We start from the raw sequence: 17,211 nt of genomic DNA, 5'->3' as shown, positions 1-17,211 counted from the left end.
AACCCACCCGGCGCCCGCACCGCGTCGTGCCGCATGAAAGCGGCGGCGGTTATCGCACCGCTGCCCGGCGCATGGCGAACCAGGTGACGATGAGCGCCAGCACGATCGCTCCAATCGCTCCGAGCGCGATATCCGATCGGGTGATGCCCATCACGATCTCGGGCAGCTGCGGTGCGAAGACCAGCAGCAGCGCCGCGAGCGCGAGCCCCACGGAGGCCCCCACGATCGCCGGGCCCTTCGCGCCGAAGCGCACCCAGATCGCGCCGAAGAACCCGCCGATGGTCAGGCAGAAGAGCACTCCGAGGAACCCGGTGGCCGCGAGCACCCATGGATCGCCCGAGCCGAGCAGGTAGACGTCGAGCACGTACACCGACATGAACCAGTGGTCGGTGGCGAGCTCGATGCCGAGCAGTGCCACGAGCAGCAGCGAGATGTACGCCGCCTGCAGCACGTTCGAGAGCATCGTGCCGAGAATGAAGTTGCGGCGCGTGGTGCCGAGTGTCAGGGCGAAGGGGTAGGTCGTCGCCACGGCCTGCACGCCGTAGTAGATGAGGAAGCCGGGCAGCGACCAGACCACGCCGCCGTTCTGACGGGCTCCGTCGATGTACTCCGCGCCTCCCGAGCTCCCCGTCGCGCGTTGAATGGCGATCGCAATCACGATCGAGATCACCATGACGAGCGCGAGAATGAACACCGGGACCGAGACGAAGCTCCCGATCTTGTTCATGTGCAAGCGTGTCACGTTCATGATGCGGTTCATGCTGCGCTCCGTTCCGTGTGCAGTTCCGCCTCGTCGTCGACGGCGGTGTCGCCGAGACCGTAGGCGGCGACGAGGTCTTGCAGTGAGACGGTGGTGAGTTCGAGACCGCCGGCAGCTGCACGGTGCTGCGCTGCCATCGGCGCGTCGACGACGGCCGTCGCGAGCCCACCGATACGACGGCGCGAGAGGACCGGCAGCCCGACGAGGAAGTCGTCGACCTCGCTGGCCTTGCCCGCGACCTGGAAGGCGCTTCCGCGCATCTCGTCGACGTCTTCGTGTCTCACGATGCGCCCCTGATCGATCACGACCACGCGTTCGAGCAGACGGTCCATCTCGTCGATGAGGTGCGTCGAGAGCACGATGGTGCGCGGGTGCTCTGCGTAGTCGTGCAGCAGCTCGTCGTAGAAGATCGCACGCGCCGTCGCATCGAGCCCGAGGTACGGCTCGTCGAAGAAGGTGATGGGAGAGCGGGAGGCGAGGCCGAGCACGATGCCGAGCGCCGACATCTGCCCCCGCGAGTACTTCTTGATGATCGTCTTGCTCGGGATGCGGAATGCATCGATGAGGCGGTCCGCGACCTCCTGGTTCCAGTTCGGGAACGAGAAGCGTGCAGCCCGCGTGGCGAGCTTCAGCGTGTAGTCGTCGGGGTAGCGCTGGTTGTCGCGCACGAAGCACATGCGCTCGATGGTCTCTGCCCGTTCGAAGGGATCATGCCCATCGACCTCGACGGTGCCCGAGCTGGGGCGATCCTGCGCCGTGATCAGCGACATGAGCGTGGTCTTGCCCGCGCCGTTGCGTCCCAGCAATCCGGTGATGGTGTTCGCGTGAATCTGCACCGTGACGTCGTCGAGGGCGGTGGCACCTCGGTAGCGTCGTGTGAGCCCGCGGGTCTCAATGGCGATCTGGGTCATTGTTCCGCTTCCTGTTCGATGAGTCGAATAACGTCGGTGTGGGTGAGGCCGAGAGCGGCCGCTTCGTGGAGCAGGGGGCGCACGAACCGCTCCGTGAGACCGTGCTGCCGATCCCTGGCGATGCGCGCCCGGGCCCCCTCGGCGACGAACATGCCGATGCCGCGTTTCTTATAGAGGATCCCCTGGTCGACCAGCAGGCTGAGCCCCTTGCCTGCTGTAGCTGGGTTGATGCGCATGTGGGCGGCGAGCTCGTTCGTCGATGGAACCTGCTCGTCCTCGTCGTAGGTGCCGCGCAGAATATCGTCTGCGAGACGGTCGGCGAGCTGGAGGAAGATCGGACGATTATCATCGAACACTCCTCACCTCGTTTCAGTCGGGTGCTATGGCCGAAATTCCGGCCCAAGCTTGTTTGGTTAGTTACTTCACTAATGAACCTACATACCGCCGCTGAGTCTGTCAATGACGACTTGCAGGACATTCATCTGATGAACTAGCGTTGAGGTGCTCCGGCCGCGTCATGCCGTCGACCCCCTCGAACCGAAGGACCTGCCATGCCCTCGAGCAACATCGTCGTCGCCCACGCCGAGACCGGGCTCGTCACCGCCGAGGTCGTGCGGGCCGACCGCATCTCTCCGAGCTTCGTGCGCCTCACGATCGGCGGCGACGACCTCTCGGGCTGGCGGCACCTCGGCTTCGACCAGTGGTTCCGGCTCGCAATGCCGATTGCAGGTGAGGCGACTCGCTTCGACCGCATGTCCGACCGCTTCGACACCCGCGGCTACCTGAAGTACCTCGCCCTGCCGAAGGCGACGCGGCCCGAGATCCGCAACTACACCGTGCGCGAATTTCGGCCCGATATCAACGAGATGGACATCGATTTCGTCGCCCACGAATCCGAGGATCCGGCCCATGCCGGCGTCGCTGCACCATGGGCGGTTTCGCTTCCCGTCGGGGATCGGGTCGCTCTGATCGATCAAGGGTGCGGCTACCGTGCGGTGACCGGCACTGATCGAGTGGTGCTGGTGGGCGATGAGAGCGCGCTGCCCGCGGTGCTCGGCATTCTGCGCGATATCGATCCGAAGAGCTCCGGCCACGCGATCATCGAGGTGCCCGAGCTCGAGGATCGCCAGGCCGTCGCGGCTCCCAACGGCGTCGACGTGCAGTGGATCGTTCGACAGCCGGGCGCGCACCCCGGAGCTGCAGCTCTCGACGCGCTCCGCGAACTGCCGGCGTCCGCCACGGCAGGCCCCGTCTCAGCATTCGTCGCCGGCGAGCAGGCGTTGGCCACCGGTGGTCGCCGACACCTTGTCAACGAGCGCGAAGTCGCCAAGCAGGCTGTCGACTTCTGCGGGTACTGGCGCCAGCGATAGGCATGCGAATTACATCCGTGTAATTCTTCACAGATGATCGCTCATTCTGTGCACAACTCCATCGATAGCTCGACGCGCAACTCGCAAGTTCCGCAGGATCAAGCCGTTTCAGCGGGTTCTTCGGCATGAATCACCCGGGTGTAGTTATCCACAGGACCAGCGGTGGGTCAGAGGATCCCGTGTTCCATCGCGCGCGTCACGGCTCGTGTCCGGTCTGAGACGCCGAGTTTCTCGAACGCTCGCAGCAGATGCGTTTTCACGGTCGATTCTCCGATGAACAACGTCCCCGCGATCTCCGGGTTGCTCAATCCCGCACTTACCAGCCGCAGAATCTCGACCTCGCGCGGGGTGAGTCGCGGCCCACGCTCGAGATGCTCCCGAGTACCCGAGTGCGCACGTGCGACGAGCTGAGCCGCGATCGACGGCGCCAGCACGGTCTGCCCGGCGGCAACCGCGCGCACCCCTGCCGCGAGCTCCTCGGCGGGGGCCGCCTTCACCAGGTACCCGTTGGCTCCGGCCTCGATGGCGGCGAGGATCTGGTCGTCCTCCTCGTATGTCGTGAAGACGAGCACCCGCGGGGGCGATGCCGTGAGGCGGGTGAGTCGCCGGGTGGCCTCGACGCCGCCCATTCCCGGCATCCGGAGATCCATGAGCACGACGTCCGGACGCGCCGCCGACACCAGGTCGAGCGCAGCTTCACCCGAGTCCGCCTCGCCGACCACCTCGAAATCAGGCTCGGTCGCGAGCAGACCCGCGATACCGGCACGCACGATCGGGTGATCGTCCACGACCAGAATGCGCACCATCAACGAACTCCTTCTCGCTCGTGACCGGGAGCGGCCGCCGCAACAGTCGCGGGCAGTCGCACTTCCAGGCGAGCGCCGCGCTCGGGCCCCCGCCCGAATCGCACCTCCCCGCCCACTCCCCTGATGCGATCGGCGAGGCCGGTGAGGCCGTACCCGCCGTCGGAGACAGGATTTCCCACCGTACCGGGCCCCACCCCGTCATCGTCGACGCGCAGCACGACGTCGCCGTCGGCGGCGCGCGTCAACGTAATGGCGACCGTGCCGGCACGCGCGTGCTTGCGCGCGTTCGCGAGCCCCTCCTGGGTGGCGCGCAACAGCATCACTTGCCGCTCTCGGTCGAGATGCAATGATGCGAGATCGCAGTGCACCCGCAGACCCGTGTCCGCTCTCAGACGCGTCGCGGTGCGCTCGATCGCCGCTTCGAGACCGCCATCGCCAAGCGGTTGCGTCGTGGCGACCAGCGCTCTCGCCTCCTGCAGCGATTCACGGGCGGCCGAACGCACTCGCTCGAGCCGGTCCTGCGCAGCGGAGATATCGTCTGCGGCGAGCGCGCGATCCGCCTGCTCGCTGAGCATCACCAACCCCGTAAGCGTCTGCGTGAGGGTGTCGTGCAGGTCGCGCGAGATCCGCTCGCGCTCCGCTGCGGCCCCCGCGGCTTCTGAGAGCGCCGCCACCTCGTGTTGCGAATGCCGCAGGGCGTCCGCGAGCTCCCGATGACGCTCGCCCTGCGCGTGGATTCCGGTGATCCACGTTCCCATGACCACCGCGAAGATGAGCGAGAGGGCTGAAACGGCGAACGCGCCCCAGAAACCGCCGACGCGATCGAACGGTTCGCCCGACCCCACGAAACCGATGCACACGGCGATGGCGAGGGCTGCGCTCCAGGCAACCGCAGCGCGGTAGCGGCGCGCGATGGTCCAGATCAGCGGGTAACCGATCGTCTGCAAGGTGGCGTAGGAAGCGACGCCGAAGGTCGCAACACCGATCAATACCATCAACCCGACCACGAAGACCGCATCGGTCGCGCGCGGTGGCAGGTCGAGCACGGCTCTGAACATCACCCGACGCCCCGCTGCGAGATACCAGACCGCGAGCAGCGCCAGCGGCGCGAAGGTCCAGATGGCCTGCGCCCTCGTCGGCGTCTCGCCGTCGAACTGGAGCTCGCGACCGCCGACCAGCGCCATCACGGTGAGCGTAACGGCAACGCCGGCGTCCCACCAGCGCAGGGGAAAGCGTCCCGAGGCAATCGACGGCGTCTCGGTCGGGCTCATGGCATCACTCTCTCACGCCCCGCGCGTCGGGGGCCGAACTTCGCCTATGACCGCCGCTCACCCCGCGCTTCGCTCCGTAGGCTGCCGCCGTGGGCGGCACCAGCGGCGATCGCGAATGCTCACGCATTCGCCTATGACCGCCGCTCACCCCGCGCTCCGCTCCGTAGGCTGCCGCCGTGGGCGGCACCAGCGGCGATCGCGAATGCTCACGCATTCGCCTATGACCGCCGCTGCCATCTGAACGTGAGGAGGCTGAGCACGAGGCCGACCACGAGCCACGCCCCGAGGTTCAGGGCGACCAGACCGAGATCCCACGACTCCCCGAGCTCCTGCAACTTGAAGTGGTCGGGCAAGAACACCGAGCGCATGCCCTGCGCCAACCATTTCAGAGGAAACAAGCTCGCCACCTGCTGCAACCATTCAGGCAGCATCGAGAACTGCAGGTACACACCCGAGATGAACTGCAGCAGCAGCACGATCGGCAGAATCACCGCCGTTGCGCTGCGTGACGAGCGGGGCAGCGCGGAGAGCGCGACGCCGAGCAGGGCCATTGCGACGATCCCGAGCCCGAAGAGCCATGCGAGGCGCAGCCACAGCTTGGGCTCCGTGGGCAGCTCGACCTGGAACGCGACAACGGCGAACGCGATGAGCAGTGCCAGTTGCGCGAGAGCCGTCACGAGGATCATGCCGATCTTGCCGATGAAGTAGCTCACCGGCGAGAGCGGCGTACCTCCGAGGCGCCGCAACCAACCATCGCTGCGCTCGCGCGCAATATCCGTTGCGAGGTTCTGCACACCGATGAGCAGCAGCCCTGCCGCCACCATGCCGGGAAGGTAGTAGGCGGCCATCGTCACACCGCCGGTCCCATCGTCAAGCACACCCACTTCTCCGGTCGATTGGAACGCCACGCCGAAGATGCCGAGCAGCACCAGCGGAAAGAGGAAGGTGAAGAACACGGCGTCGGGAGTGCGAAAGTACCCACGCAGCTCGAAACCGATGTTCGCGAATCCCGCGCGCAGGATCCCGGGAAGTCGCGCGCCGGACACCCGCGAAGGGAGGGGCGCGCTCGAGCGCTCCACCGTCGGCACCGCATCATTCGTCATCATCGTTCTGCTCCGTTCGCGCCGATCAGGTCCAGGTAGATGTCTTCGAGCGCCGGCCGACGCACCTCGAGTTCGGCCGGCCCGCCGGCGAGCCCGACCTCGCGCGCCTCGTGCATCAATCGTTCGACGAGCACTCCCGGCGTGGCACTGCGCTCCGCGTGCTGCACGCCCGCCGTGTCGCGCCAGCTCACGATCGGCGTGCGTGCTTCCGCGCCGCCGAGCAGATCGGGCGTCGCTTCGGCGACGATCGTGCCGCCCGAGAGCACGCCGACGCGATCCGCAAGGTATTCGGCCTCATCCAGGTAGTGGGTCGTGAGGAGCACCGCAGCGCCCTCGCCCGTCAACCCGTCGAGCATCGCCCAAAACTGGCGCCGCGCTTCGGGGTCGAAGCCGGTCGTCGGCTCGTCGAGGAAGACGAGTTCGGGTCGCCCTACGATGCCGAGCGCGACGTCGAGCCGCCGCTGCTGGCCGCCTGAAAGTTTCGTCGCCCGTGTCTTCGCCTGCTCCGTGAGCCCTACGAGATCAAGCACCTCGTCGACGCCGCGGGGGTTCGGGTAGAGCGTTGCGAAGTGCGAGATCAGTTCGCGCGGGGTGTAGGGGCCGGCGTCGCCGGTCGACTGCGCGACGATGCCGATCCTCGACTTCCATGACCGTGTCGCCGAGAGCGGGTGCTCGCCGAGCACCGAGATCTCCCCGCTCGTCGCCCGCCGCACCCCCTCGAGCACCTCGATCGCCGTGCTCTTGCCCGCGCCGTTCGGCCCGAGCAGCGCATAGGTCTCACCGCGAGCGATGTCGAGGTCGACGCCGTCGAGCACCCGTCGCGATCCGTAGTGCTTCGTGAGACCGCGCACCGAGACGGCCGCGGAGCTGAGTGTGCTGTTCATGCTTCCAGAGTGCCCGTCGAGGCGGCTGACGGGAACGACCGGATGGGCGACCTGGTGTCCACCGATCGGAGGACGCGCGCCGGGTTCCGCGTGGGGTCCGCGCTCCCGCCGCGGGCTCGCCGAGCGTAGGCTGGAGCGATGAGCCAGCACGCCGCATCGCCTGAAGCAGCCACCGCGCCAGTCTCCCGCGCGTTCGCCTCCGACAACTGGTCGGGCGCCCACCCAGAGGTGATCGAGGCGCTCGCGCTCGCGAACACGGGCCACGTCCCCGCGTACGGCGGCGACCCGTTCACGGCCCGCTTCCAAGAGGTGGCTCGCGAACTGTTCGGCGCCGAGGCGGAGGCGTTTCCCGTCTTCAACGGCACCGGCGCGAACGTGCTCGCACTGCAGGCCGCGCTCCCCCGTTGGGGCGCCGTCATCTGCGCTCGCACCGCGCACATCAACACCGACGAGGCCGGCGCCCCCGAGAAGACCGGCGGTCTCAAACTCTTCGGCATCGAGACGCCCGACGGCAAGCTCACCCCCGAACTCGTGGCTCGCGAGGCGTGGGGCTTCGGCAGCGAGCACCGGTCTCAGGCGGGCGCGGTGTCGATCTCGCAAGTGACCGAGCTCGGCACCGTTTACACCCCCGATGAGATCCGCGCCCTCGCGGACCAGGCGCACGAACTCGGCATGGTGCTGCACGTCGACGGATCCCGGCTCGGCAACGCGGCCGCGCACCTCGGCACGTCGCTGCGCGAGATCACCACCGACGTCGGCGTCGACCTGCTGAGCCTGGGCGGCACGAAGAACGGTCTGTTAGGTGCGGAGGCCGTCGTCGTGCTGCGTCCGGAAGCTGCTGACGGGATCCGCTATCTGCGCAAGATCGACCTGCAGCTCGCCTCGAAGATGCGCTTCATCTCGGCGCAGCTCGTCGCGCTGTACGAGGACGAGCTGTGGCTGCGCTCCGCAACGCGTGCGAACGAACTCGCGCAGTGCCTGGCGACCGGGATACGTCGACTCGAAGACGCCGTTCCCGGGATCAGGATCACCCAGCCCATCGAGTCCAACGCCGTTTTCGTTGAGCTGCCGGCCGACGTGGCGACGCGAGCCCAGTCCGCGTTCGCATTCGGAGCGTGGCCGACGCAGCCCGGGCTCTACCGCCTGATGTGCGCGTTCGACACGACCGAGGCGGACGTCGACGCACTGCTGGCCGCGCTCGCCGGCTGACTCGCTCAGCCCGCGAGCGACCTCACCCCGCGAGCGGCCGCCGGGGCGACAGCCGTGCCAGGGCGAATGACAGCACCAGGGCGGCAACGACGCCGATGATCGGAGGAATCCCGATCCCGAACTCGCCGGCGAACCAGGCGAGCGCGCACGAGATCGCGTAGACGCCCAGGTTGACCCAGTTCGCGCGCGGCAGCGCCTCCCCCTCTGGCATCTGGGTGCGCCGCCACCGCGCGAGGTAATCGCCGATGATGACGCCGCCAAGGGGCGGGATGAACGTGCCGAGCAGCCCGAGGTACTGGGGCAGGTGCTCGTTGACGCCGAAGAGCGCGAGCACGGTGCCGATGATCGAGCCGATGATCACGAACCGGGTCTTGCTCGGCTTCTCGAAGAGCTCCGCGCCGGCCACGCCGAAGGAGTACGCCGCGTCGGCATTCGACTTCCACAGGTTACCGAAGAGCAGGAAGAGCCCCCAGCCGACGAGGCCGAGGTTGAAGAGCACGAGCACGAAGTCGCCCTCGCCGAACGTGATCGCACCGACTGCGCCGAAGAAGATCATCAGCCCATTGCCGATCAAGAAGCCGATGACGCACGCGAGCACCGCCTGGCGCCCGGTGCGGCCGAAGCGCGTCCAATTGGGAGCCTGCGTTCCCGCCGAGACGAATGTTCCCACGACCGTGGTGACGGCGACCGCGATCGGCATCGACATCGATGCATCCGGCTGCACGGCGGCGAGACCGACCCAGCCGCCCACCTCGTCGAGCGACCGGAACATCACCCAGAACGCCAGGATGAGGATCAGCGGGGTCGAGATCAGGGACACCCAGTACATGCCCCGGTAGCCGTAGACGGCGGTCGCGCACATGAGCGCGCTCACCACCACCATGACCGCGGCTTTCGCGGCGAAACTCTCCCACCCGAACGCCTGCGCGGTGAGCTCACCGATCGTTCCGATGACGACGCCGTACCAGCCGATCTGCGTTCCTCCGAGCAGGATTGATGCGAGCTTCGACCCGCGGGTGCCGAGCGTGTAGCGCGCCATCACCACGGTGGTGAGCCCCGTACGTGCGCCGATCCACCCGAGAATCGCGACGTAGGCTCCGAGCACCGCCGAACCGAGCAGGATCACGAGGAGCAGATCGTTCAGCGCGAACGACTGCCCGAGCGCGGCTCCGGCGAGCATGGTCGGCGTGAAGATGGTGAAGCCGAGCAGCACCACCATGAGCGAGAAGAACCCCTTGCGCGCGTGCTGCGGCACGGGGGTGACCGGGTAGTCCCGGTCGATGACCGCCTCGGTCTCGGGTGCTGCGCTCACTCGCCGACCCGGGCACCGCCGGCGAGTTCGTCGGTCTCGATGCCGATGTCTTCCGCCCAGATCTCGGGGCGTTCGCGCATCATGCGATCCATCAGGTCGATGCAGGTCGCGTCATCGGCGATCACGAGCTCGGTGCCATTGCTCGCGAGCCAGGATTCGGAGACTTCGAAGCTGCGGTGCTCGCCGATGACGATGCGCGGGATCTCGTACAGGATGGCGGTGCCCGCGCACATCGTGCACGGCGACAGCGTCGTGTAGAGGGTGCATTCGCGGTAGACGCTCGCCGGCAGACGACCAGCGGTCTCGAGGCAGTCGGTTTCGCCGTGGCGGATCACGCTGCCCATCTGCACGCGCCGGTTTCGGCCGACGGCGAGCACCTCGGGCCCGTCAGCGCCGTGCCGCACGAGCGCGGCGCCGATCGGCACTCCGCCCTCCTCCCATCCGAGTTGCGCCTGTTCGATGGCGAGGTCGAGGTACGTGCGGTCTTCAGCGGAAATCGGCATGACTGCAATCGTATCGTCGCGCGGGACCGCGTCGTTCGCCACCCCAGCGCGTGCTCGGTCAGAGAGGCGGCTTCGGTGAGGCGCTTCGTCATTCAAAGGTCTCACCGAAGCCGCATCTCTCACCGAGCCTCGACGCTGGCCTCCGATTCGCGTTCGGCCGCCTCAGCCCTCGCGCGGCGCCGACCGACGATCCGGCCCCGCACCGCGAAGACGAGCACGAGCAGCAGCAGTGCGTAGAGCGTCAGTGTGATCGGCCCCTGCACCAGCACCGAGAAGTCGCCGCCCGCGCTCATGGCGGCGTCGCGCAGGCTCGTCTCGGCGAGCGGGCCGAGCACCATCCCGATGATCAGCGGCGCGATCGGGAAGTCGAGTGCGCGCATCAGGAACCCGACGAATGCGATGCCGAGCAGCAGGAACAAGTCGAAGATCGATCCCGAGGTTGCGTAGATGCCGAGCGCGCAGAACAGCGTGATACCCGCGTACAGGTACGGTCGCGGGATCAGCAGCAGCTTCGCCCACAGCATCGCGAACGGCAGGTTCAAGATGAGCAGCACGATCATGGCGATGAAGAAGCTCGCGAGCAGCACCCAGACGAGATCGGGAGCGCGCTCGAAGAGCAGCGGACCGGGCTGCAGGCCGTACTGGCGGAACGCGGCGAGCATGATCGCGGCGGTCGCCGAGATCGGGAGCCCCAGCGCGAGCAGTGCGCCCATCGCCATACCGGTGGTCGAGTTGCCGGCGGCCTCGGGAGCGGCGAGACCGCGGATCGCGCCCGTGCCGAAGCGGGGCGTCTTTCGACGCGCGTCGAGGCGCTTCTCGAGACCGTACGCGAGGAATGTGGGGATCTCCGAGCCGCCGGCCGGCACGATGCCGAACGGGACGCCGATCGCCGTGCCGCGCAGCCAGGCGGGCATTGCCTCGCGGAACTCCGCCTTCGACAGCCATGGACGCCCCTTGGGCTTGATGATGGCCTTGTCGTTCATATGCCGTTCGAGGCACGCGACGTAGATGACTTCGCCGAGCGCGAGCACCGCGACCGTCACTGTAACGAGAGAGACGCCGTCGAAGAGGAACGGGGAGTCGAGCGTGAAGCGCGGTGCACCCGAGGCGCCGTCGATCCCGATCACCGCGATGCCGAGGCCGATGAAGAGCGCTGCGAGGCCCTTCACCGCATTATCGGTCACCACCGATGAGGTTGCGACGAATGCGAACACCGCGAGCGCGAAGAACTCGGCCGGGCCGAAGCTCGAGGAGAAGTCGGCGAGCGCTGGCGCGAGAAACACGACGAGGATCGATGCGATGAAGCCGCCGATGAATGCCCCGATCGCGGCGGTCGCGAGCGCCTGCGCGGCCTTGCCTTTCAGCGCCATCTTGTGACCCTCGAACGTCGAGGCGATCGCCGAGGCCTGGCCCGGCGTGTTCATCAGGATGCCCATGGTCGAGTCGCCGAAGAGCCCGCCGAAGTACACACCGGCGAACATGATGAACGCGGCCGTCGGCTCGAGCGAGAAGGTGACGGGCAGCAGCAGCGCCACCGCCATCGACGATCCCAGGCCGGGCATGACTCCGACGGCGGTGCCGAGGAGGCAACCGACGAGCACCCACACGAGGTTCTGCCAGGTGAGGGCTCCGGCGAAGCCCTCCATCAGAAGCTGCAGCGATTCCATGGTCAGAACCCCCCACCCAGAATGCCCGAGGGCAGTGACATGCCGAGCGCCATGTCGAACGCGATGTAGGCGAGCGAGCTCACCGTGAAGCCGGCGACGAGGCTTGCGATCGGCTTTCGCGACCCGAACCCGCGCGCGATGCACCAGAAGAGCAGACCGGCCGCGATGATCCAGCCGAGCACGTCGAGCAGCAGCGCGAACGCGGCGAACGATCCGATCACCCAGGCGAGCGACCGCCAATCGATCTTGACCGCGCGCGCTCCGTCGCTCGCGGCTCCGTCGCTCTCCGCTGTCCCGATGCGCTCCGCAGCGTCATCGTGCTCCGCCGAGAGCAACTCGAAATCGTCGACGAGGCGCGTCGCCGCAGCGCGGGCGGCGCTCTCGGCACGCAGTTGCTTCGCGGCAGAGACGACGAGCAGGATCGCGAAGAGCACGAGCCCGCTCGCGATGATCGCTGGGAAGAAGCGCGGGCCGGGGAAGGCGGTGCCCTCGGGCACCCGCATGGTGAGCATGCCGAAGCCGAGATACGCGGCGAACGCGAGCAGCAGCGCGGGCATGATGAGGTGCCTGAGCCAGGCCGTCGTGCGCGGGCTGCCCGCCGAGAAGCGAATCTCCTCACCGACGACGGCGGACATCGCGGTCGGATTGTTGGTCGGCGTCATTGCCCCATCTCCTCGTACAGGCGAGCGATGCGGGCGCGTTCCTCGACGAGGAAGGCGCCCAATTCGTCGCCGGTGATGACCTGTTCGGTCCAGTGGTATCGCTCGACGGCGTCTGCCCACTCCGGCGTCGCCAGCGTGTCTTCGACCAGGCCGCTCAGGCCCGCCGTCTCGTCTTCGGTGAGCCCCGCGGGTGCGGCGAGCATGCGCCAGTTCGCCAGCGTGATGTCGTACCCCTGCTCGCGCGCCGTCGGAATGTCGATGCCCTCGATGGGCTCCTCTGCGACGATCGCGAGTGCGCGGAGCCGGCCCGACTCGATCTGGTCGATGTTGTCGGGGTACCCGCCGGTCGCGGCCTGAGCCGTGCCATTCAGCAGGGCGGCGACGGCCTCGCCGCCGCCATCCGAGGAGATGTATGTGGTCTCGGTGGGCTCGATCCCTGCGGCGAGCGCGAGATCGGTGACAACGAGCTGATCGAAGGAGCCGCCCCCGGTCCATGGAATCGACTTCGGATCGTCGCGCCAGGCCTCGACGAGGTCGTCCAGGGTCTCATAGGGGGAGTCGGCGGGAACGACGATGACGTCGTACTCCTCGAACACGACGGCGAGCGAGGTGACATCGTCGAGCGTCGCGTCGGATCCGTACTGGATCGTCGCGGCGAGCAGCCCGGTTCCGCCCACGAGCATCGTGTTCGCTTCCCCCTCGAGCGTGGAGAGATTGCCCAGCGCGATCGTGCCGCCTGCGCCAGGCATGTTGACGACCTGCACATTGGCGCTCAGCCCGTTCGCGCGCTGGGCCTGCTGCATCTCGCGGGCCACGGTATCCCAACCGCCACCGGCCGCGGCCGGCGCGATGATCGTGAGCGACGATTGGATGTCGCTGCCGGCCGCGGCCGAGCTGAACGATCCGAAGGCGGCCACCCCGACCGCCGTGGCGGCGATCGCGCCACCGATAGTGCGGAGCACCGTGCGGCGCACAGTTCGCTGCGGTGTAACTGTCATCTTCACTCCTCCGTGCGGACGCCGTTGTGCCACACTGACGCCTAATAAGATGTCAACCATTTCCCGTGCGCGCAGGCACCGCGCGATTTGTGCTCATAAGTACTCACAGCGCTCACGGCCGAGGCGACGCAGCCGGGGCGGCGAACGCGGTGACAGGAGGTTCAGCGATGGCGCACTGGTCGACGTCGCGATTCGTGCGGCTCGCGATCTTGCTGCTCCCGACCCTGCTCGTCTTGGCGAGTGTGGGGGTCACGACGAGCATCGCTGTCTCGGTGCAGGAAACGAGTATTCGCGAGGCAACCGGCGAGCGCGTGCGCGACGTCGCGATGAGCCTGGCGCAGTTGGACCAGGTGCGCACGGTGCTCGCACGCACGGGTGACGATGTCGGTGACGCCACCCGCGAGCTGCAGCCGCTCGCAGACGTGGTCGAGCAGGCAGCCGGTGTCGACTACCTCGTCGTCACCGACGATCGCGGTATTCGCATCACCCACCCGACACCCGCCTTGCGCGGTGGGCATGTGTCGACGTCGATCGACGACGTGCTTGCGGGGAACGAGTTCCTGGGCACAGAACGCGGCACCATCGGCAGCACGCTGCGCGCGAAGGTGCCCGTGCGCGGTGCGTCGGGCGAGGTCATCGGATCCCTCTCCGTCGGGATCCTGGAATCACGCATCGCTGCTGACTTCGAGGAGGCGCTGCGTCAGCTGCTCCCCTGGGCCGTCGGCGCCCTGCTCCTCGGAACGCTCGCGAGCTCTGCGCTCGCGGCGTTTCTCGAACGGCGGTTCCGCCGCCTCGACGCACTCGCGCGCGAATCGGAGAGCATGCAGCGCACGGCCGCGGCGCTGCGAGAGCAGACCCATGAGTTTCACACGCGCCTCCACGTGATCCACGGTCTCGTCTCGCACGGCGACACGGCAGAAGCGCTCGCGTACATCGCTGTAGCTGCCCCCATCGATGACAACAGCGACGCCGCCGCAACGCGACATCCGCTGCTTCGCGCAACGCTCGACGCGCTGCGCGCCGAACTCGGTGGGCTCGGAGCGGTACTCGAGACCACCATCGACGTCGACTCGGATGTCGACGACGATGTGACCCTCGTGCTGGCGAACCTGTGCCGCAATGCGGGCGAAGCGGGTGCGACGCACGTGAGGTGCGCGCTCGTCGAGGTCGACGGCCTGCTCCACGGCGAAGTCGCCGACAACGGCCCGGGGATCGCGGCGAACGCCGCCGACCGCGTCTTCGCTCGCGGGGTCACATCAAAACTCGATCCCGCCGGGCTCGGGCGAGGCATCGGGCTCGATCTCGTGCGCCGCGTCATCGCCGACCGCGACGGTACGCTCGAGCTCGGCCGCTCGGATCTCGGTGGCGCCCGATTCCGTTTCGAGATCGGAGCGCGCACATGAACCAACGAGAACCCGAGGCGATCCGCGTGCTCGTCGTCGATGACGACCCCGGCGCTCGCAAACTGCACGGGCTCTACATCTCGCGGGCTCCAGGTTTCGTGGTCACCGCCACGGTGGGCACGGGCCGCGCTGCCGTGTTGCACAGTCTGCGCGGCGATGTCGACCTCGTGCTCCTCGACATGCGTCTGCCCGACGTCAGCGGCATCGAGGTGCTGAACCGATTGCGCACCGTGCGCGACGCGTCACCTGACGTGCTCGTCATCAGTTCGTCGCGAGATCAAGTCACGGTGCGGCAGGCACTCGCCGCTCGCGTCATCGGGTACCTGGTGAAGCCGTTCACCGAGCACGCGCTGCACGCTCGCCTCGACGACTACCGCACCGAGCGCCGGGAGATCGGAGCCGCCGCACGAGATGTGACGCTGGGCCAGGGCGAGATCGATCGCCTGCAGACGACCGGCCGCATCGTGACTCCCGCGGCTGCCGACCTTGCACGCGATTCGAAACCGGCCGCGCTCCCGAAAGGCATCTCCGAGGTCACCCTGTCGACGGTGCTCTCGGCGCTCGATCCCGTGGCCCCGCTCTCCGCAGCCGAGCTCGCTAACCGGTGCGAGATCTCTCGTGCTACCGCCCGGCGCTACCTGGATCATCTGGTGGAGATCGGAGCGATCGACCTCGCGCACCGCTACGGCAAGCGCGGACGCCCCGAGGTGCTGTACCGCCTGGTGCCGCCGCCAGAGGGTTAGCCCCCTCCCGGTTCCGAGCCTCAGGCGCCGATGCCCCCGAAGGCGATGCGCGCTGCGATGACCAGCATCGTGACGGCGACCACGGAGTCGAGGATGCGCCAGGATCGCGGCGTCTCGAAGAAGCGCGTCAGCGCTCGGGCGCCGTAGCCGAGGAGGAAGAACCAGCACAGGCTCGCGAGGGCGCCGCCCAGCACGAACCACCAGCGATCCGGATCCCCCTGCGCGTTTCCCAGCGACCCCATCAGCACCATCGTGTCGAGGTACACATGCGGGTTGAGCAGCGTGATCGCCAGACACGCCGTCAGGGTCTGGCGCAGCGGCGCGGCGTCGGCCCGCCCCGTGACCATCCCAGCGGGGCGCATCGCGCGACGCGCCGCCGACCACGCGTACCAGAGCAGAAATGCGACGCCGCCCCAGCGCACGATCTCGAGGAGCACCGGCGCGCGCTCGACGACGTAACCGATTCCCGCGACACCGAGAAACTCGAGGATCGCATCGGCGAACCCGCAGATGAGCACGACAGGCAGCACATGCTCGCGCCTGATGCCCTGTCGCAGCACGAACGCGTTCTGCGCGCCGATCGCCACGATGAGCGACAAGCCGCTGCCGGCGCCGATGAGAAATGGAATGATCACGATCCGAACGTACGCGGGCGGAGACCACGTTCGCGAATTTAGCCTGCGTGTATTTGCTTCATCATCATGAATCCTGCTTAAGATCGCACTATGGACTTCCCGGTCGAGCACCTCACCACGTTCGCGGCGATCATCGAAGAGGGGAGCTTCGAGGGCGCGGCGAGGCGCCTGCACATCACCCCGTCCGCGATCAGCCAGCGGGTGCGCGCGATGGAGCAGCGCGTCGGAACGGTGCTCGTGCAGCGCACCCGTCCGGTGACCGTGACCGCAGCAGGGGCCGTGGTGCTGCGAGCGGCCCGGCAAGTGCAGCGCATCGCCTCGGATGCCGCAGCCGAACTCGGGTCGAACGACGCGACGGGAACGCTCATTCCCATCGTTGTGAATGCGGATTCGCTCGCCACGTGGTTCGTTCCCGCCCTCGCACGGGCCACGCGCGAGACCGGAGCGACGTTCGAAGTGCTGCGCGCCGACGAGACCATCTCCACCGAGCGTTTGCGCAGCGGTGCGGCAATGGCAGCCCTCACCGCCACCGCCCGAGCGGTGCCGGGGTGCACGTCGACGCGTATCGGCAGTGATCGGTACTTCGCCGTGGCGAGCCCCGAGTTCGCCGCGCGTCACTTCGAGAGCGGCGTCACGGCTTCGGCACTCGCCACGGCACCCCAGCTCGAGTTCGACCGGCACGACATGTTCCAGCAGCGATTCATTCGCCGCGTGACCCGGGCCGGTATCGAACCGCCCCGCCACTTCATCCCGTCCTCGGCCGAGTTCGCGCTCGCCATCGAACTCGGCATGGGGTGGGGCATGCTTCCCGAGCTGCAGTGCACCGTCGGCATCGCGGACGGGCGCCTCGTTGCGCTCGGCGAACGGCCGATCCTGATGCCCCTGTTCTGGCAGCGATGGAAGCTCGACTCGCCAGTGCTCGACGGACTCTCGCGGGTGATCGCAGAGGAAGCCGCCGCTGCCCTCGGGTGAAC

General features: G+C 67.8%; 18 protein-coding genes. 5 read left to right on the top strand and 13 right to left on the bottom strand.

Going from position 1 to position 17,211, the window contains the following annotated elements; all coding sequences use genetic code 11:
* Positions 1-49: 49 nt before the first annotated feature.
* From AB0O71_RS10300 to AB0O71_RS10290, 3 genes are read right to left on the bottom strand one after another with little or no spacing between them, the layout of a single operon-like run.
* The gene (locus tag AB0O71_RS10300) at positions 50-760 is read right to left on the bottom strand and encodes a hypothetical protein (protein WP_363744960.1); all 711 of its coding nucleotides are present in this window, start codon (positions 758-760) and stop codon (positions 50-52) included.
* Positions 757-1,671 carry an ABC transporter ATP-binding protein gene (locus tag AB0O71_RS10295; protein WP_363744958.1) on the bottom strand — a complete coding sequence of 305 codons (915 nt, stop codon included), beginning with the start codon at positions 1,669-1,671 and terminating at the stop codon, positions 757-759. The genes AB0O71_RS10300 and AB0O71_RS10295 overlap by 4 nt, the downstream gene beginning before the upstream one ends.
* On the bottom strand, positions 1,668-2,027 hold the full coding sequence (locus tag AB0O71_RS10290) for a GntR family transcriptional regulator (protein ID WP_363744955.1): 360 nt from the start codon (positions 2,025-2,027) through the stop codon (positions 1,668-1,670). The genes AB0O71_RS10295 and AB0O71_RS10290 overlap by 4 nt, the downstream gene beginning before the upstream one ends.
* Before the next feature lie 195 nt (positions 2,028-2,222).
* Between AB0O71_RS10290 and AB0O71_RS10285 the strand changes: the two genes are divergently transcribed.
* Complete coding sequence (locus tag AB0O71_RS10285; RefSeq protein WP_363744953.1) at positions 2,223-3,041, top strand: siderophore-interacting protein; 819 nt, start codon at positions 2,223-2,225, stop codon at positions 3,039-3,041.
* A gap of 167 nt (positions 3,042-3,208) precedes the next feature.
* On the opposite strand, the gene AB0O71_RS10280 is transcribed toward AB0O71_RS10285, so the two are convergent.
* The 4 genes from AB0O71_RS10280 to AB0O71_RS10265 all read right to left on the bottom strand — a co-directional run bounded on the left by AB0O71_RS10280 (position 3,209) and on the right by AB0O71_RS10265 (position 7,105).
* Positions 3,209-3,847 (bottom strand): response regulator transcription factor, encoded by a 639-nt coding sequence (locus AB0O71_RS10280; protein WP_363744951.1) that lies wholly within the window; start codon positions 3,845-3,847, stop codon positions 3,209-3,211.
* Positions 3,847-5,118 (bottom strand): sensor histidine kinase, encoded by a 1,272-nt coding sequence (locus tag AB0O71_RS10275; RefSeq protein ID WP_363744949.1) that lies wholly within the window; start codon positions 5,116-5,118, stop codon positions 3,847-3,849. Before AB0O71_RS10275 ends, AB0O71_RS10280 begins: the two co-directional genes overlap by 1 nt.
* Before the next feature lie 218 nt (positions 5,119-5,336).
* A complete protein-coding gene (locus AB0O71_RS10270; protein ID WP_363745062.1) occupies positions 5,337-6,221 on the bottom strand; it encodes an ABC transporter permease in 885 nt (294 codons plus the stop codon).
* On the bottom strand, positions 6,221-7,105 hold the full coding sequence (locus tag AB0O71_RS10265) for an ABC transporter ATP-binding protein (protein ID WP_363744947.1): 885 nt from the start codon (positions 7,103-7,105) through the stop codon (positions 6,221-6,223). The genes AB0O71_RS10270 and AB0O71_RS10265 overlap by 1 nt, the downstream gene beginning before the upstream one ends.
* Before the next feature lie 138 nt (positions 7,106-7,243).
* On the opposite strand from AB0O71_RS10265, the gene AB0O71_RS10260 reads away from it, so the two are divergent.
* Complete coding sequence (locus tag AB0O71_RS10260) at positions 7,244-8,314, top strand: beta-eliminating lyase-related protein (protein ID WP_363744945.1); 1,071 nt, start codon at positions 7,244-7,246, stop codon at positions 8,312-8,314.
* 22 nt (positions 8,315-8,336) lie between these two features.
* Here the strand turns inward: AB0O71_RS10260 and codB are convergent, their stop codons facing one another.
* From codB to AB0O71_RS10235, 5 genes are all read right to left on the bottom strand, one after another.
* The gene (gene codB / locus AB0O71_RS10255; RefSeq protein WP_363744943.1) at positions 8,337-9,626 is read right to left on the bottom strand and encodes a cytosine permease; all 1,290 of its coding nucleotides are present in this window, start codon (positions 9,624-9,626) and stop codon (positions 8,337-8,339) included.
* Complete coding sequence (locus AB0O71_RS10250) at positions 9,623-10,129, bottom strand: nucleoside deaminase (protein WP_363744941.1); 507 nt, start codon at positions 10,127-10,129, stop codon at positions 9,623-9,625. The genes codB and AB0O71_RS10250 overlap by 4 nt, the downstream gene beginning before the upstream one ends.
* 119 nt (positions 10,130-10,248) lie before the next feature.
* A complete protein-coding gene (locus AB0O71_RS10245; protein ID WP_363744939.1) occupies positions 10,249-11,796 on the bottom strand; it encodes a tripartite tricarboxylate transporter permease in 1,548 nt (515 codons plus the stop codon).
* Positions 11,797-11,798: 2 nt separating this feature from the next.
* Positions 11,799-12,458 carry a tripartite tricarboxylate transporter TctB family protein gene (locus tag AB0O71_RS10240; protein ID WP_363744936.1) on the bottom strand — a complete coding sequence of 220 codons (660 nt, stop codon included), beginning with the start codon at positions 12,456-12,458 and terminating at the stop codon, positions 11,799-11,801.
* Complete coding sequence (locus tag AB0O71_RS10235; RefSeq protein ID WP_363744934.1) at positions 12,455-13,456, bottom strand: tripartite tricarboxylate transporter substrate-binding protein; 1,002 nt, start codon at positions 13,454-13,456, stop codon at positions 12,455-12,457. Before AB0O71_RS10235 ends, AB0O71_RS10240 begins: the two co-directional genes overlap by 4 nt.
* A 167-nt stretch (positions 13,457-13,623) precedes the next feature.
* Between AB0O71_RS10235 and AB0O71_RS10230 the strand changes: the two genes are divergently transcribed.
* Both AB0O71_RS10230 and AB0O71_RS10225 read left to right on the top strand, forming a co-directional pair.
* Positions 13,624-14,859 (top strand): ATP-binding protein, encoded by a 1,236-nt coding sequence (locus tag AB0O71_RS10230; RefSeq protein WP_363744932.1) that lies wholly within the window; start codon positions 13,624-13,626, stop codon positions 14,857-14,859.
* The gene (locus tag AB0O71_RS10225) at positions 14,856-15,602 is read left to right on the top strand and encodes a response regulator (RefSeq protein WP_363744930.1); all 747 of its coding nucleotides are present in this window, start codon (positions 14,856-14,858) and stop codon (positions 15,600-15,602) included. The genes AB0O71_RS10230 and AB0O71_RS10225 overlap by 4 nt, the downstream gene beginning before the upstream one ends.
* 20 nt (positions 15,603-15,622) lie before the next feature.
* On the opposite strand, the gene AB0O71_RS10220 is transcribed toward AB0O71_RS10225, so the two are convergent.
* Positions 15,623-16,237 (bottom strand): LysE/ArgO family amino acid transporter, encoded by a 615-nt coding sequence (locus tag AB0O71_RS10220; RefSeq protein WP_363744928.1) that lies wholly within the window; start codon positions 16,235-16,237, stop codon positions 15,623-15,625.
* 90 nt (positions 16,238-16,327) lie between these two features.
* On the opposite strand from AB0O71_RS10220, the gene AB0O71_RS10215 reads away from it, so the two are divergent.
* Positions 16,328-17,209: a LysR family transcriptional regulator ArgP gene (locus AB0O71_RS10215; protein WP_363744926.1), complete on the top strand. Its 882-nt coding sequence runs from the start codon at positions 16,328-16,330 to the stop codon at positions 17,207-17,209.
* The last annotated feature ends 2 nt before the right edge of the window (positions 17,210-17,211 follow it).

The sequence above is a fragment of the Leucobacter sp. NPDC077196 genome (genome assembly GCF_040687075.1).
Lineage (GTDB): Bacteria > Actinomycetota > Actinomycetes > Actinomycetales > Microbacteriaceae > Leucobacter.
Note: the sequence above shows the minus strand (reverse complement) of the source record. Positions and strands in the feature narration are given on the sequence as shown.

Coding starts and splice junctions, on each gene's coding strand:
- AB0O71_RS10300 (WP_363744960.1), bottom strand. CDS start 760: ATGAACCGCATCATGAACGTGACACGCTTGCACATGAACAAGATCGGG.
- AB0O71_RS10295 (WP_363744958.1), bottom strand. CDS start 1,671: ATGACCCAGATCGCCATTGAGACCCGCGGGCTCACACGACGCTACCGA.
- AB0O71_RS10285 (WP_363744953.1), top strand. CDS start 2,223: ATGCCCTCGAGCAACATCGTCGTCGCCCACGCCGAGACCGGGCTCGTC.
- AB0O71_RS10280 (WP_363744951.1), bottom strand. CDS start 3,847: ATGGTGCGCATTCTGGTCGTGGACGATCACCCGATCGTGCGTGCCGGT.
- AB0O71_RS10275 (WP_363744949.1), bottom strand. CDS start 5,118: ATGAGCCCGACCGAGACGCCGTCGATTGCCTCGGGACGCTTTCCCCTG.
- AB0O71_RS10270 (WP_363745062.1), bottom strand. CDS start 6,221: ATGACGAATGATGCGGTGCCGACGGTGGAGCGCTCGAGCGCGCCCCTC.
- AB0O71_RS10265 (WP_363744947.1), bottom strand. CDS start 7,105: ATGAACAGCACACTCAGCTCCGCGGCCGTCTCGGTGCGCGGTCTCACG.
- AB0O71_RS10260 (WP_363744945.1), top strand. CDS start 7,244: ATGAGCCAGCACGCCGCATCGCCTGAAGCAGCCACCGCGCCAGTCTCC.
- AB0O71_RS10250 (WP_363744941.1), bottom strand. CDS start 10,129: ATGCCGATTTCCGCTGAAGACCGCACGTACCTCGACCTCGCCATCGAA.
- AB0O71_RS10245 (WP_363744939.1), bottom strand. CDS start 11,796: ATGGAATCGCTGCAGCTTCTGATGGAGGGCTTCGCCGGAGCCCTCACC.
- AB0O71_RS10240 (WP_363744936.1), bottom strand. CDS start 12,458: ATGACGCCGACCAACAATCCGACCGCGATGTCCGCCGTCGTCGGTGAG.
- AB0O71_RS10235 (WP_363744934.1), bottom strand. CDS start 13,456: ATGACAGTTACACCGCAGCGAACTGTGCGCCGCACGGTGCTCCGCACT.
- AB0O71_RS10230 (WP_363744932.1), top strand. CDS start 13,624: ATGGCGCACTGGTCGACGTCGCGATTCGTGCGGCTCGCGATCTTGCTG.
- AB0O71_RS10225 (WP_363744930.1), top strand. CDS start 14,856: ATGAACCAACGAGAACCCGAGGCGATCCGCGTGCTCGTCGTCGATGAC.
- AB0O71_RS10215 (WP_363744926.1), top strand. CDS start 16,328: ATGGACTTCCCGGTCGAGCACCTCACCACGTTCGCGGCGATCATCGAA.